A 13,164-nucleotide genomic window follows, 5' to 3' on the forward strand; every position below is an offset into this window, starting at 1 on the left:
TCAGGCACCGGCGACATCGAGCCCTCGCCCTAACATCGCCGTCGAGCGCTCGGCGAACTGCGCCGCCCGCTGTTCGTCGAATCCCCCATTGCGCAACAGCGTCGCCAGCCGACTATTGATCAATGAGAACACCAGAGCGGCAAGCACTTCAAAGTAGCTCACGTCCTTAACCGGGCAACCCCGCAAGGACTCGTAGTGCTGCAGTATCGCCTCACGACACGGAATACCCGGCAGTCTGTTCAGCCCGCCGGCCTCACAGATGTACTCCTCGAACATCAACCACCACCCGACGTCGATGCCGGCCGGGCCGATGGTAGCGGCCTCCCAGTCCAGCATCGACACCACAGACAGATCCGTTCCAAAGATCATGTTGCCGATGCGTGCATCGCCCCACACCACCACCGGTGCGACATCGGCGGGTCGGGCGCGTTGCACATAACGCAGCCCATCAGTGATGCAGGACCGGTTGATCTGCAGATCAGCATCGGCCCACCTCGCCCACGCTGTCACATGCTCGACGTAGTCCTGCAAGGGATTACCGGTCGATGACTTGGGCGAAAGCACCGATGCGACCCGCCGCGGATCTAGTTGATGCAGCTCGGCCAGCCGTGCCAGCGCATTGTCATACAAGCGCGCGCGCTCGGCGGCTGACAACTCGGCCACCCAGCCACGCTGGTGATAGCTCGGCACATCGGTCGGTATCCGGCCGTCGATTCGATTCATCAGGTAAAAGGCGGCACCGAACCACCGCGACTCGGGTTCGGCGAAGCGAATTTGCGGCAACGGAAGTCGGCACGCGCCAGCCAGCGCCTGCATGACCGCGGCCTGATGCAGCGCATCGCTGGTCGGAAAGAGCTGATGGCGGGTCGGCTCAATGCGCAGCACCAGGCTGTCATCGTGTTCGGTCGACGCGGCATCCAACCACCGCACACGACACATCACCGTCTCGTTGGAAAATCCGCTCTTCGACGGCGTCACTTCCACATCGTGAACGACGCGCGCACCCGCCTTGGCAACGAACCAGCGGCGCAGCGTGCGACCGGTGGCATCGATGTCGCGCTGCGTGGCAATGGTCACAGACGTCGCCTCCCCAGTCCGACACCGATGCCTGACCCACGACGATAATAGAGTATAAGGAAAGGATGGAAACCTTCGAACCTCATGGTTCGACGCAGGACCGGTTCGGCGCATACCTCCTGCCGGGACGAGTACACGATCCACGCGTTGCCATCGGGCAGGCGCGGGCCGCAGAACATACGGGGCTGTCCACCGCGTGGATCGGTGAACGGTTGGGTAACAAGGACATCGGGCCGCTCGCGGCCGCCGTCGCCCAGGCGACGACCACCATCAAGGTCGCCTCCGGCGTGACCAACATCGGGTTGCGCCACCCGATTCAGCTGGCCTCGACTGCCATGACGCTGCAGGGATTGGCCAGCGGCCGCTTCATCCTGGGATTAGGCCGCCTGAATCCGGCGGCGGCCAAGGCCTACGGTCTGCCCCTCGTCACCAACGCAGTCGTCGCCGACACCGCAGAACTGCTGCGCCGGCTCTGTGGGGGCGAGAAGGTGTCCTATTCGGGCCCCGCAGGCACTTTTCCCAAGCTTCGCCTCACCGACTTGCCCGACACCGCACCACCACCGCTGGTCTTCGCAGCGATCGGGCCCAAAAGCCTCGAATTGGCGGGCACCCACTTCGACGGGGTGCTGTTGCACCCCATGCTCACCGTCGACGCGGTGGCCCGCTCGGCCGCAACGGTGCGCGACGCCGCGCAGCGAAGCGGGCGCGACCCGAGCCAGATGCGGGTGTATGCCTCAGTGCTGGTGGCCCCCGAACTGCCCGAGCAGCAAGAAATTGCCGCTATCGCCGCCCGCGCCGTGACCTATTTCCAGATCGTCGGCTATGGCGAGAGCTTGACCACCGCCAACCAATGGGATCCGTCCCCGTTGACACAGTTGCGCGCGCACCCCTTCTTTGACGGCAGCACCGCCATTGCCGACTACCGGTTCACCCGATACGACCTCACCGACGTCGCCCAGCAGTGCATTCCCAGCGCCTGGATCAAGGCGGCGGCGGCGGTCGGCTCGGCTCGGCACTGCGCCCAACGACTCGCCGAGTACCTCGCCGCCGGAGCCGATGAACTCGTGCTGCACGGCGCGACCCCAGAACTGCTCGGACCGCTGATGGCTCACGCGGCCAACTGCACCGGGTCGACCGGCCCAGCCATTCAGGGCTGCGGCAACGCCAGGATCGGGCCGAGTTGAGCTGCGCCCGAACCAAATAGCTGATTCAGGACATGCGCCCGCTCAAGATACAAATGGATGTCGTGCTCATAGGTGAACCCCATGCCGCCATGCAGGTGGATCGCACTGGCGGAGTTCTCGATTGCCGCGCGGCCCGCGATGAACTTGGCCGCCCGAGTCTGTAGTTCGGCGTCCGGGTGTCCCTCGGACACGGTGACCGCAGCGAACAGGGTCTGCTGCAGCGCGGCGTCCGCCGCCACTGCCATGTCAGCGCACCTGTGCTTGACAGCCTGGTTGACCCCGATCGGCCGGCCGAACTGAATTCGCGTCTTGGCGTGCTCGGCGGTGATCGCCAACGCGCGCTCAGCGATACCAGCTAGCTGCGCCGCCGCCAGCACCCGCGCGATATGCAGCGCAGGATGCGAGGCCGACGCGGCCCAGTACAACACCGGCACCGCGGCCGCATGCGCGCCGGCGATGCGGCTCCCGGGATCGATGCACGACACCCAAGCCACGTCAGCAAGGTCGGCCACCCTGATCAAACCGATCCCGGATTCGCCACCGACCACGGCCCATTCGGCATCGGCCGCATCGACGAGTTGAACAGCACCGGTCAGTCGCGAGGCATCCACACCGGCGCCCACAGCGTTGACCACGCCGGCTCGCGTCGAGCCATCAACGAACCGGGCGCCCAACTGTGCGTCGCCGCCCTGACAGGCGAGCTCGGCAGCGACCACACCTGCCACGAAGGGGCCCGGCAGCAAGGACTTTCCCAACTCACGGAATACAAGCGCATGGTCCTCCAGTCGCAGCCCTTGGCCGCCGACGTGTTCGGGCGCGCTCAATCCGAGGAAACCAAGTTCGGCAGCCGCGTGCCACACCTTCGGTTCGACCGCCGAGGGCGCATCAGCCCGCTCCCGCAGACCGCTGAGCGCACCATACTCAGCGCAGAACTCTGCAGCGGCTGCAGCTAATTCAAGCTGCTCTTGTGACGCCGACATCTCCATCTGTCGATCAGTCCTTCGCGCTCGCCGTCACCTGGGCAGACCCAACACACGTTCCCCAATGATGTTGCGCTGGATCTCCGATGTACCGCCGGATATCGGCACCGAATAGGAGTACAGGTAGTGACCCGACCAGCCCATCGGTCGTGCCCAACGCGAATTATATTGCAGCCCTTGCGGTCCAAGGATATCCATGGCCAGCTTGGCAACCGACACGGCGATCTGGCTGTAGAACAACTTCAGCATCGATCCGCCCGGGCCCGGGGTGTCGGTACGTGCATTGGCGCTCACACTGGCATAGGTCATCGCGCGCATTGCGATGACCTCAGCTCGTGCAGTCGCTAGCCGGCGTGCGATCTCATCATCGGCGATCGCCGGCCGCCGCTGGTCCGGCCCGGTAGTCTCGCGGGCCAGTGCGATGAGATTTTCCACGGTGTTGGACAAGCGGACCTGGCTTGCCGTGAAAGCTGTTCCACGTTCGAAAGCAAGCGTCGACATGGCAACGGCCCAACCGTTGTCGATCTCGCCGACGACGTTGGCGATCGGGATCCGCACATCGTCGTAGAACACCTCGCAGAACTCCGCACCGCGATCGATGGTCTTGATGGGACGGACGTCGATTCCCGGCGAGTGCATGTCGCAGATCACCCACGTGATGCCGTGGTGCTTCTTGCCGCCAGACGTGGTTCGTACGAGCAATTCCTGATAATCGGCGATGTTGGCGAAGCTAGTCCAGATCTTTTGCCCGTTGATGACCAGTTCGTCACCGTCGATCACCGCCCGCGTCCGCAGTGCGGCAAGGTCAGAACCGGCCGACGGCTCAGAGAACCCCTGACACCAGATGGCCTCGCCGCCAAGGATCTTCGGCAGGTGAAAGCTGCGTTGGTCAGGAGTCGCCTTCGTCATCAAAGTCGGACCGGCGTGACTAAGACCGACAAAGCATGCGTCAATAGGCGGAAGTCCGGCCCGCGCGTACTCCTCGTACCAGATGAGCTGCTCAACGAGCGACAGGCCACGCCCACCGTATTCGACCGGCCAGGAGATCCCAGCCCAGCCACCACCCCACTGCGTGCGCTGCCACCCGAGGTCATACTCACGGATCTCCGCGGGCACATCGGGGCGCTGCTCGGTGGGCGCATTCTCGGCCAACCAGCTACGCACCTCGTCGCGGAACTCGATATGCTCCGCTGAGAACGTTAGGTCCATTCACTCACCATCGTCATCGAGCTGCCCATCAGCAGGCGAGCAATCCCAATCATGATACTCATGAACACTACGGGATAACCAGGCAGTCCCCGTCAGTGTAGGATAACGCGGCAATGAGCATCCTTAATAAGGCCGCCCTGGCGCGGCGGGCTTCGACGGGCCGTCGCGCGGCCGACCGCCTCGTCGTTTGTGCCAGCCACAGCCCCGGCAAAGACCGCGACACCCAATGTCTTCACGGCACAAAGTTTCGCGCAGCCCTTGCCGACGCGGCGCAGCGGTGCACGAGCTTCGATCCCGACGTGGTGGTGTTGTTCGGCGGCGACCACCGCCGCGCCTTCAACCACGTCGTGCCCACCTTCGCAGTGGTGCTCTCTGCGACGATCATCGCCGAGGGCCCGTACCCGCCCGGCACGCTCGACGTCGCGAGCGAGGTGGCCCTCGGCACCAGTGAGTACCTGCTCAGGGCGAACTTCGACGTGGCGGTTTGCCGCGACATCGCACTAGACCACGCCTTCGGCCAACCGTTACGAGACCTCCTAGGCGACCTCGCCGCCAAGCCAGTCATCCCGATCGCCATCAACTGCGCCACCGCCCCGCTGCCCACGGCCGCGCGGGTACTGGATTTCGGGGCGGCGGTAGCCGAGTTCCTTGACCAGCAGCAGCTGCGCGCATTGGTGATCGGTACCGGAGGACTATCGCACTCGCCTCCCAGCCTCGACGTCGATGCCTACCAGCTCACCGATGATGAGCGTCGCCGGCTTATCACCGAAGGCATGCCCGCCGCACGCGAAAAGATCCGCCCCGACTGGGACGAGGAGGTCCTCGCCGCATTCGCGCGCTGGGATACATCCGCGCTGACCCACTTAGTGGATGTAGCGCGCATGCGCGGCGGATCGGGCGCCAACGAGGTGCGGACCTGGCTGGCCGCTGCGGCAGCAGGCGGCGGCACGCCGCTGCGCAAACTGGTCTATCAGCCAGTACCGGAATGGATTACCGGCATGGCCGTGGCAATGTCGGCTTAGCCCGCCTCACCGAAAAACCCCCGACGCACGCAACTGGCCGACAACCTCACAAGCTCCTCACCCGAAATGGGATGCAGAATTTCCTTCGCCTTGTTCAAGACGCTGGTCGATGACGCCCGCAAAATGAGCGCCGACACCACCGGATCGAAGGGGTAGTGCTGCGGGGCTCGCGCCAGCATCGCCGCGGCCGCAGAGTCGAACTGAGCGTCGCTGGCGCGTCCTATCGCCGCGATCAGCGCGCTGTCTGTGACACCGCCGTTCCACGCCTCGATAGAACCGAAATGACGTTCATAGAAGTCATAAGAGCGCGTCAGCCAAGCTGACAACCCATCACGGTCGGTAACCGGATCGAGCGCATCGGCCGCGATCGCAAGCGCGGCGAGCTGAGAATGCATGTCGACACTGATGGCAACGAGCATGTCCAACTTGTCGGTGAAGTACTTATAAAACGTTCCCCGCGCGACCTGCGCCATTTCGACGATGTCCTCCACCGATGTGCGGCGATAACCAATCGCGTTGAACCGCGCGGTCCCGGCACGAACAAGACCCTGGACGGTCTGCGCCGAGCGTCTGCTCAGATTCGCGATCCGGTCTTCGACCGACAAGCCGGCCAGGTCGGGCAGCGCAGGATGTGCGAACGCAATCCCCCCGCGCGGTTCGCTGCGCTCAGGACGATCCAGACCGCTAAACACCTCAGGCGGCGTTTCCGGATACAGCATCGACTGCAGGAACACCGAAAGCGTATCGACGACATCTTGCGTACCGCGCCCATACGCGCGGTCGGTGTGCACGAACAAGTTGACGTCGTGAACGAGTCCGGTGATCATCATCGCGGCCGCCTCTGCATCGAGGCCAGCCATCTCCGACGCCTCCAACCTAGCGGCGATGCGGTGGTTATACCCGCGGATCGACCGCGTGATCTGATCGCGCGCGGTCTGATCCATCGAGGCGACAGCAGACCACTGGATAAACATCGTCGAGTACTTCTCGAAGACCCAGCTCCATTCCCCCAACCACCAGTGCAGATTGTCGAAACCAGTCGCATCGGCGCCAAGCGGGCCGATGCGGCGCGACACCCGGTACAACGCCTCACGGCATTCCTCCAACAACTCGAGGAAGATGTCGTCCTTACCTCCGAAATACTGATACAAGGTGGCACGCGACACGCCTGCCGCCCTGGCCAGAGCATCGACAGAGGTGTCGACATAGCCGACGCGTCCGAACAGCTCGAGGGAAACCTCGGCGATGCGTTTGCGCGTCGTAGCGCCACGCCTGCCGATGCGCGGACTGGTCGGGCCGTAACTCGATCGACGAACGACCTCAGCTTCCGACATGGTCACCCAGCTTAGGCGGGGCTGCCCGCCACCGCTGCCGGCCGATGCCTCACGACGCCAGCCGATAGTCCGCAAAACCCGTCACCGCCACGGCGCCGTCGGGCCGAGTCACGCTCATCTCGACGGTCACCCGATCGTGGTCATGATCGACGGCAGTGACGCGGCCGGTGCAGGTAAGCGTGTCGCCCGGCCACACCTGGCCCCTAAATCGCACGCCGTAGCGTTGCAGCTGCCACGGGCCCAGCCAATCGGTCACGAACGTGGCCAGCAGCGCGGCGGTCAACATGCCCTGCCCAAAGGCCGACGGGTAGCCCGCCGATCGCGCGAGATCGTCGTCGTAATGCATCGGGTTGAAGTCGCCGGAAGCACCGGCGTAACGCACGAACATGTCCTTGGACAACGGGCCGAACACCCGCGGCGGAGCCTCGTCACCGACCGCGAGCCGCGCCAAAACCGCAGCATCTGTCGTCATGTTTTGGCCTCGCGTTCGATGTAGGTCGCCTTAGCCTCCGCCGCCAACGTGCCGTCGGGGCGCCGGAACTCCGTAACGACGACGGCGAAACGCATGGCACCGCCACGTTTTCCGGGCTTATCGAACCGATCGGCCACCCGTTCGCGCACCGTCAGCACATCACCAGCTCGCGGCAGCGCGCCGTGAAACGTGTACTCCTGCTCACCGTGCAACAGCCGCTTGCGGTTGAACCCGACGGCCACCCGCGCCCCCGGCGGCGCCCAGCGCGCCGCGCTGATCAAGAACGTCGGCGCTATCACCGCATCGGGTCCGCGATAGGCCGGATGCTCGGATTGCATGGCGGTCGCAAACTCGATCAGCTTGCCCCGCTCCACGACCATCTCCCACGCCTCGCTCACCGTTCCGACAGGCGCCTGTTCTTCGGCGCCATCAGCGTCGTCCATAGTAGTCAATACTGTCAGAAACCGAAGGAGTGTCAAGCAGGTATCAGCAGTACAGCTAGTTGTGGTAACAGTACAAGGATGCCAGAATCGGGTCGACCAAGCGGGTGATGGTCATTGCCGACTCGGCAGCCAACAGCATCCGCAGGAGGGATCGCAGGGTGCACACACAAGCCGCCGTTCTCAGCGAACGCGGGAAGCCATGGACGGTCGAAACGATCGAACTGGATCCGCCGAAGCCGCCCGAGGTACTCGTCGAGATCCACGCCTCGGGAATCTGCCACTCCGATGAGCATCTGGTCACTGGAGACATGCCGCTGCGGCTGCCCTGCATCGGAGGTCACGAGGGCGCAGGTGTCGTGCGCGAGGTCGGCGAACACGTGACATGGCTGCAGCCGGGTGACCATGTCGTCTTCAGCTTCGTCCCGTCATGCGGCCGCTGCCACTCATGTTCGACCGGTCATCAGAGCCTGTGCGACCTGGGAGCCCGGATGTATCTAGGGACCCAGCTGCACGACAACACCGCCCGCCATCACCTCGGCGACGTCAACCTCGCACTGGCATGCAGTGTCGGGTCGTTCGCACACCACACGGTGGTGAACGAGGCCAGCTGCGTCAAGGTCGGGTCCCACGTCCCACTGACCAGGGCATGCCTGCTGGGATGCGGCTTCGTCACGGGGTGGGGCTCGGCGGTATACGCGGCCGACGTCCGCCCAGGCGACACTGTGGCGGTCGCCGGCTTCGGGGGCATCGGCGCAGCCGCCGTTCAGGGCGCCAAGCTCGCTGGTGCCCGCGCGATCGTCGTGATCGACCCCTCGGAAACCAAGTGCCACACCGCCTTGACGATGGGCGCCACCCACACCACCCGCAACTGGGATGACGCTACATCGGTGGTAGCAGAAGCGACCTGGGACCGCGGAGTCGACCGATTCATCTGCGCGATGGGAGTCGGTGACGGCGAGTTAGTGGGCAAGGCGCTAACCATGACCGCCAAACGTGGCCGCGTGGTGATCACCAACATTCACCCGATGCTCGACCGGTCGATCACAGCCAACTTCATGGATCTCACACTGACCGAAAAACAGCTCGTCGGAACGCTGTACGGCTCGGGCAACCCACGCGCCGACATTCCCAAGATTCTCGAGCTCGCCTCGCAAGGCCACGTCGATCTAGATTCCATGGTCACCCGCGAATACCCACTCGACGCGATCAACGAGGCATTCGAGCACCTTCGGTCGGGCGCCAACGTGCGTGGCGTACTGGTGTTTCCAGCGGCCAGGGAGGATCAGCGATGAACGCAATTGTGAATGATTCCGCCAACGGCGTCCTGACGATCACCCTCAACCGGCCCGAGGCGGCCAACGCGCTCCGCCCACAAGACCGCGATCAACTGATCGCTCTGCTGCACAACGCCGATGCCGACGAGCTCATCCGGGTCGTCGTGCTGCGCGCCGCCGGCAAACACTTCTGCTCCGGCGCCGACGTCGCCGCGCTCGCCAAACGACGCGACGCCTCGCCCAAACGCGTGCTCGATCCGATGCGCAGGATCATGACGGGAGCCCAGCGCCTGGTCGGCAGCGTGCTGGACTGCCAGAAGCCAGTCATCGCGGCGGTGCAGGGCGCGGCGAGCGGCCTCGGTGCCCACCTCGCGTACGCCTCAGATCTCGTAATCGCCACAGAGCACGCATACTTCGCCGAGTCGTTCGTCAAACGCGGTCTCGTCGTTGACGGCGGCGGGTGCTACTTGCTTCCCCGCCGCATCGGGATGCAGAAGGCCAAAGAACTGGCCTTCTTCGGCGAGCGCCTGTCGGCCCCAGACGCCCTGGCCCTCGGACTGGTCAACCGCGTGGTACCCGAGTCCGAATTCGACTCGACGGTGAGCGACTTTGCCTCGCGCTGCGCCACGGGGCCCACCAGCGCGATCGCGTTGACCAAGCGCCTACTGAACGACTCCCCCGACTGCGACCGCGCCGGCGCGTTCGCCGCGGAAGCGATGGCGCAAGAAATCCAGTCGCACGCACACGATTCCACCGAAGGCGTGCGCGCCTTCGTCGAGCGGCGCCCGACGCAGTTCACCGGGTGGTGACCCGATGGCGCGCAACGACATTCCGGTGATCGACAGCACCAGCCGACCCTATTGGGACGGCGCGCGACGCGGTGAACTCCTCATCGCCGGCTGCCGGGCCTGCTCGTCGGTGCATCACTACCCGCGGCCTCTGTGCCCGCGCTGTTGGAGTGCCGACCTGACCCCTACACCCGCAAGCGGTAAGGGCACGATCTACACCTATTCGACGATCCACCTCAACGACATGGCGCCGTTTCGCGACTGGGTGCCCTACGTCGCAGCCATCGTCGAACTCGCCGAGGGCCCCCGCCTGATGACCCTGATCGAAGGCGTCGACCCCGGCGCCGTGTCCATCGGCATGGCGGTGACCGCCGGCTTTCGGCCTGTCGACGCCGCCGACGACCAATCGCCATACCTGACGATCTTCACCCCCGACACCACTGATGAGGAGCACAAATGAGCCGCCTGCTCGATGGACTGGTCGCGCTGGTCACCGGGGCCGGCCACGGCATAGGCCGCGGCCATGCGCTCGAGCTTGCCAAGCATGGGGCCACGGTGATCGTCAACGACCTGGGAACCACCCTGGACGGGACAGGCTCCGGCAAGATCGCCGACGAGGTCGTCGCCATCATCACAAACCGCGGCGGAACGGCGTTCCCCGATTTCACCGACGTCGGTGACGAGAACGCGGTCGAACAGTCGGTGAGCCGAATATATGAGCGCCACGGCCGACTCGACGTCGTGGTGAATAACGCCGGAATCGTTCGGGACAAAGCGATTTGGAATATGTCGTCAGAGGACTTCGACCTGGTAATGCGCGTACACGTGCGGGGCAGCTGGCTGTTGAGCCGGGCGGTGGCACGCCGCTGGCGAACCGAAGCCAAAAACAACGCCGGCCCGGTGTACGGCCGCATCATCAACACCACTTCGGGCGCTGGCCTGCACGGCAACTTCGGACAGACCAATTACAGCGCCGCGAAGTCGGCCATCGTCGGGCTGACCCAGACACTAAGCCTGGAACTGGCCTCGATCGGCGCCACCGCCAACGTGATCAGCCCGGGTGGACGCACGCGGATGTCGGCATCCATGCCCGGTGCGGCACCGGCCATCGAGCCCGACGAACACGGTGAGGACCAATTCGACCCCAAGGATCCCTCCCTGGGCTCACCCGTGGTGGCCTGGCTGGCCAGCCCACAAGCAGGGCACGTCAGCGGGCAGGTGGTCCGCGCTATGGGCGAGAATCTTCAGCTGTTAAAGGGGTGGCATCCGGTCGCCGCGGCCTCCAACGGCGGAACGCGTTGGGACGCCAACAAACTGGGTTCCATCTTCGCTACCGAAATCTTCGGCACGCGCAATGCCGGCCTGCGTCTGGGCGGCTGACCCACACCCGACCGCACAAATCACGCCCACCGCCGCTACGTCACCACTGCGCTGAGCGTGCTGTGATCACGACCAAAGGCAACTCCCGGCCCGATTTCGCCGCACTGTCCCGATACCGGTGCAAGTGCGGGTGGCTCGGTCCGATCCGGTCAAACAGCACCTCGCGCTCTTCACCTTCGCTGACCCGGGCCAGCGCGGGCACTCGACGCCGGCGCAGGTCGACCCAGCAGCGCGAGTCCGCGCGGATGTTACCCACCCAGTGCGGGTCCTTCGCCGCGCCGGCATTGGATCCGCACACGCCCACACGATCGTCAACAGCCCAAAACGGCAGCGTCACCGTACGCAGCACCCCAGTGCGCGCGCCGATCGTCGTCAACAGAAGCGAATGCTGATAGCGCAGGGCCCCTTTCCGGAATGAAAGCCACCACAGGCGCGCATCCGGTCAGCCGCATCACGTCGCAGTCTCGCCCCACCGCCCACATCAGCAAGCCACGGCTCATCCCCTCCCACACCACCTCGTGTCCCTTCCGTTCAGCAATTCATCCCGACTCCGCCTCGAGCCGCCGGCGCAGTGCAGCACGATCAGGCTTCAACATCGCCGTCAGCGGCAGTTCGTCGACGATGACGAGCTCATCGGGAGCCTTGTAGTCGGCCAGTCGGTCCGACACCCAGCGGCGAACATCCAAAAGCGATGGCGGTTCGCCCGCCGGCACGACGAAGGCCACACCGATCTCGCCGATAACAGGGGCCGGCCGCGACACCACCGCGACGCGCGCGACGCCAGGATGCCGGGCCAACACCCGTTCGACCTCCAACGGGTGCACGTTGAAGCCACCGCGAATGTACATATCGCCGCTCCTGCCCAGCAGGCGCAAACAGCCGTCCTCTCCGATCTCGCCGACATCCCCGGTCCGCAACCAGCCGTCCCGTACGGTCTCGGCCGTCAAGTCAGGTTGGCGCCAATATTCACGCATCACGCACGGACCGCTGACCTCCACCAACCCGTCGTTAATCCGAACCGCCATCCCCGGGGCCGGTCGGCCCACCGTCGTGCACAACAGATCGGGCGGATCGTCGGGATCGGTGCCGCTGATCGTCGGACATTCCGTCATCGCGTACCGCACCACGAGCGGAACCCCAATCCGCTCGCCGACCCGCCGGACGAGCTCGGGTGAAGCCGGAGCACTGGCAACCACTCCAATTCGCAGATGGCCCAACGACTCTCGGCTAACATCGCTATCTAAAAGCTTCTCCCACTGGGTGGGCACCGCGCCGGCGACCGTGATCCGCTCGTCGGTCAGCCGAGCCACCATCGACTGCACCGACCACGGCGTATCCGGGATGACCAGAGTCGAACCCCACACGAGCTGATCCCACAACTTGAACATGTAGCCCGCATGCGAGAACGGTGTCGAGGTAAGCCGCCGGTCAAAAGGCTCGCTCATCACCCCCGATGCCAAGGCCCCGGCCGCGAGATTGTCACCGTCAAAGATCGCACCCTTAGGCTGCCCAGTCGTCCCGCTCGAGAAAATAAGTGCCACAGGATCACTGCGCGTAGTCACAGCCGGCGTCACCACCGCGCCGACAGCCGACGCCAGTTCGGCACGGCGCAACGTTGGGCAGCCCGCGAGCTCGGCCTTGACCGTCACCTCGTCGACCACCACCAACGCCGGGTCCGCCCGTGCGAGAATCCCGATGACTTCGTAGGGGCCCAGCCGCGGATTGATACCGGCGGTGATCGCGCCGAGCAGCGCGGCGGCGCCATAACACACCGCGTAGTCGATACCGGACGGCAGCAACAACGCGACAACCTCACCGACACCCACCCCGCGACTGCGCATCTGCGCTGCCACCGTCTGGGACCGCCGGTACCACTCCGCGAAGCCGATCCGCTCACCGCGATCGACATAGGCGATCCGATCGCCATAAACTCGCGCGGCGGCCGCAAACAACTCACCGGTACCGGCGAATTCGTCGGGATTCAGGGGCGAAACGGCCATC

At 64.9% G+C, this 13,164-nt stretch carries 14 protein-coding genes; 6 read left to right on the forward strand and 8 right to left on the reverse strand.

The window, feature by feature from the left end; genetic code table 11:
- On the reverse strand, positions 1-1,077 hold the full coding sequence (locus G6N51_RS07885; protein WP_158086180.1) for a phosphotransferase family protein: 1,077 nt from the start codon (positions 1,075-1,077) through the stop codon (positions 1-3).
- 65 nt (positions 1,078-1,142) lie between these two features.
- Here G6N51_RS07885 and G6N51_RS07890 point away from each other — a divergent pair, with 65 nt between their 5' ends.
- A complete protein-coding gene (locus G6N51_RS07890; RefSeq protein ID WP_083169327.1) occupies positions 1,143-2,261 on the forward strand; it encodes a TIGR03857 family LLM class F420-dependent oxidoreductase in 1,119 nt (372 codons plus the stop codon).
- Here the strand turns inward: G6N51_RS07890 and G6N51_RS07895 are convergent.
- Both G6N51_RS07895 and G6N51_RS07900 read right to left on the reverse strand, forming a co-directional pair.
- On the reverse strand, positions 2,225-3,247 hold the full coding sequence (locus G6N51_RS07895) for an acyl-CoA dehydrogenase family protein (protein ID WP_083169329.1): 1,023 nt from the start codon (positions 3,245-3,247) through the stop codon (positions 2,225-2,227). The genes G6N51_RS07890 and G6N51_RS07895 overlap by 37 nt on opposite strands.
- 27 nt (positions 3,248-3,274) lie before the next feature.
- On the reverse strand, positions 3,275-4,450 hold the full coding sequence (locus tag G6N51_RS07900) for an acyl-CoA dehydrogenase family protein (protein ID WP_083169331.1): 1,176 nt from the start codon (positions 4,448-4,450) through the stop codon (positions 3,275-3,277).
- Positions 4,451-4,563: 113 nt separating this feature from the next.
- On the opposite strand from G6N51_RS07900, the gene G6N51_RS07905 reads away from it, so the two are divergent.
- Positions 4,564-5,472, forward strand: coding sequence for a 3-carboxyethylcatechol 2,3-dioxygenase (locus G6N51_RS07905; RefSeq protein WP_083169333.1), 909 nt, complete (start codon positions 4,564-4,566; stop codon positions 5,470-5,472).
- On the opposite strand, the gene G6N51_RS07910 is transcribed toward G6N51_RS07905, so the two are convergent.
- The 3 genes from G6N51_RS07910 to G6N51_RS07920 are packed head-to-tail and all read right to left on the reverse strand — an operon-like array spanning position 5,469 to position 7,721.
- A complete protein-coding gene (locus G6N51_RS07910; RefSeq protein WP_083169634.1) occupies positions 5,469-6,806 on the reverse strand; it encodes a TetR/AcrR family transcriptional regulator in 1,338 nt (445 codons plus the stop codon). The genes G6N51_RS07905 and G6N51_RS07910 overlap by 4 nt on opposite strands.
- A gap of 49 nt (positions 6,807-6,855) precedes the next feature.
- A complete protein-coding gene (locus G6N51_RS07915) occupies positions 6,856-7,278 on the reverse strand; it encodes a MaoC/PaaZ C-terminal domain-containing protein (protein ID WP_083169335.1) in 423 nt (140 codons plus the stop codon).
- Entirely contained in the window at positions 7,275-7,721 is a 447-nt protein-coding gene (locus G6N51_RS07920; protein ID WP_083169337.1) for an FAS1-like dehydratase domain-containing protein, read from the reverse strand. Before G6N51_RS07920 ends, G6N51_RS07915 begins: the two co-directional genes overlap by 4 nt.
- A 158-nt stretch (positions 7,722-7,879) precedes the next feature.
- On the opposite strand from G6N51_RS07920, the gene G6N51_RS07925 reads away from it, so the two are divergent.
- From G6N51_RS07925 to G6N51_RS07940, 4 genes are read left to right on the forward strand one after another with little or no spacing between them, the layout of a single operon-like run.
- On the forward strand, positions 7,880-9,013 hold the full coding sequence (locus G6N51_RS07925; RefSeq protein WP_083169339.1) for a Zn-dependent alcohol dehydrogenase: 1,134 nt from the start codon (positions 7,880-7,882) through the stop codon (positions 9,011-9,013).
- Positions 9,010-9,804, forward strand: a complete 795-nt coding sequence (locus tag G6N51_RS07930) for an enoyl-CoA hydratase/isomerase family protein (protein WP_083169341.1) — start codon at positions 9,010-9,012, stop codon at positions 9,802-9,804. Before G6N51_RS07925 ends, G6N51_RS07930 begins: the two co-directional genes overlap by 4 nt.
- Before the next feature lie 4 nt (positions 9,805-9,808).
- On the forward strand, positions 9,809-10,243 hold the full coding sequence (locus G6N51_RS07935) for a Zn-ribbon domain-containing OB-fold protein (RefSeq protein ID WP_083169343.1): 435 nt from the start codon (positions 9,809-9,811) through the stop codon (positions 10,241-10,243).
- Entirely contained in the window at positions 10,240-11,163 is a 924-nt protein-coding gene (locus G6N51_RS07940) for an SDR family NAD(P)-dependent oxidoreductase (protein WP_083169345.1), read from the forward strand. The genes G6N51_RS07935 and G6N51_RS07940 overlap by 4 nt, the downstream gene beginning before the upstream one ends.
- Before the next feature lie 40 nt (positions 11,164-11,203).
- Here G6N51_RS07940 and G6N51_RS07945 read toward each other — a convergent pair whose 3' ends face one another.
- Both G6N51_RS07945 and G6N51_RS07950 read right to left on the reverse strand, forming a co-directional pair.
- Entirely contained in the window at positions 11,204-11,593 is a 390-nt protein-coding gene (locus G6N51_RS07945; protein WP_083169347.1) for a nitroreductase/quinone reductase family protein, read from the reverse strand.
- Between the two features lie 109 nt (positions 11,594-11,702).
- On the reverse strand, positions 11,703-13,163 hold the full coding sequence (locus G6N51_RS07950) for a class I adenylate-forming enzyme family protein (RefSeq protein WP_083169349.1): 1,461 nt from the start codon (positions 13,161-13,163) through the stop codon (positions 11,703-11,705).
- Between the last annotated feature and the right edge of the window lies 1 nt (position 13,164).

It is taken from the genome of Mycobacterium paraseoulense (genome assembly GCF_010731655.1).
GTDB classification, from domain to species: Bacteria; Actinomycetota; Actinomycetes; order Mycobacteriales; family Mycobacteriaceae; genus Mycobacterium; species Mycobacterium paraseoulense.

Coding starts and splice junctions, on each gene's coding strand:
- G6N51_RS07905 (WP_083169333.1), top strand. CDS start 4,564: ATGAGCATCCTTAATAAGGCCGCCCTGGCGCGGCGGGCTTCGACGGGC.
- G6N51_RS07910 (WP_083169634.1), bottom strand. CDS start 6,806: ATGTCGGAAGCTGAGGTCGTTCGTCGATCGAGTTACGGCCCGACCAGT.
- G6N51_RS07930 (WP_083169341.1), top strand. CDS start 9,010: ATGAACGCAATTGTGAATGATTCCGCCAACGGCGTCCTGACGATCACC.
- G6N51_RS07895 (WP_083169329.1), bottom strand. CDS start 3,247: ATGGAGATGTCGGCGTCACAAGAGCAGCTTGAATTAGCTGCAGCCGCT.
- G6N51_RS07915 (WP_083169335.1), bottom strand. CDS start 7,278: ATGACGACAGATGCTGCGGTTTTGGCGCGGCTCGCGGTCGGTGACGAG.
- G6N51_RS07890 (WP_083169327.1), top strand. CDS start 1,143: ATGGAAACCTTCGAACCTCATGGTTCGACGCAGGACCGGTTCGGCGCA.
- G6N51_RS07950 (WP_083169349.1), bottom strand. CDS start 13,163: ATGGCCGTTTCGCCCCTGAATCCCGACGAATTCGCCGGTACCGGTGAG.
- G6N51_RS07900 (WP_083169331.1), bottom strand. CDS start 4,450: ATGGACCTAACGTTCTCAGCGGAGCATATCGAGTTCCGCGACGAGGTG.
- G6N51_RS07920 (WP_083169337.1), bottom strand. CDS start 7,721: ATGGACGACGCTGATGGCGCCGAAGAACAGGCGCCTGTCGGAACGGTG.
- G6N51_RS07940 (WP_083169345.1), top strand. CDS start 10,240: ATGAGCCGCCTGCTCGATGGACTGGTCGCGCTGGTCACCGGGGCCGGC.
- G6N51_RS07935 (WP_083169343.1), top strand. CDS start 9,809: ATGGCGCGCAACGACATTCCGGTGATCGACAGCACCAGCCGACCCTAT.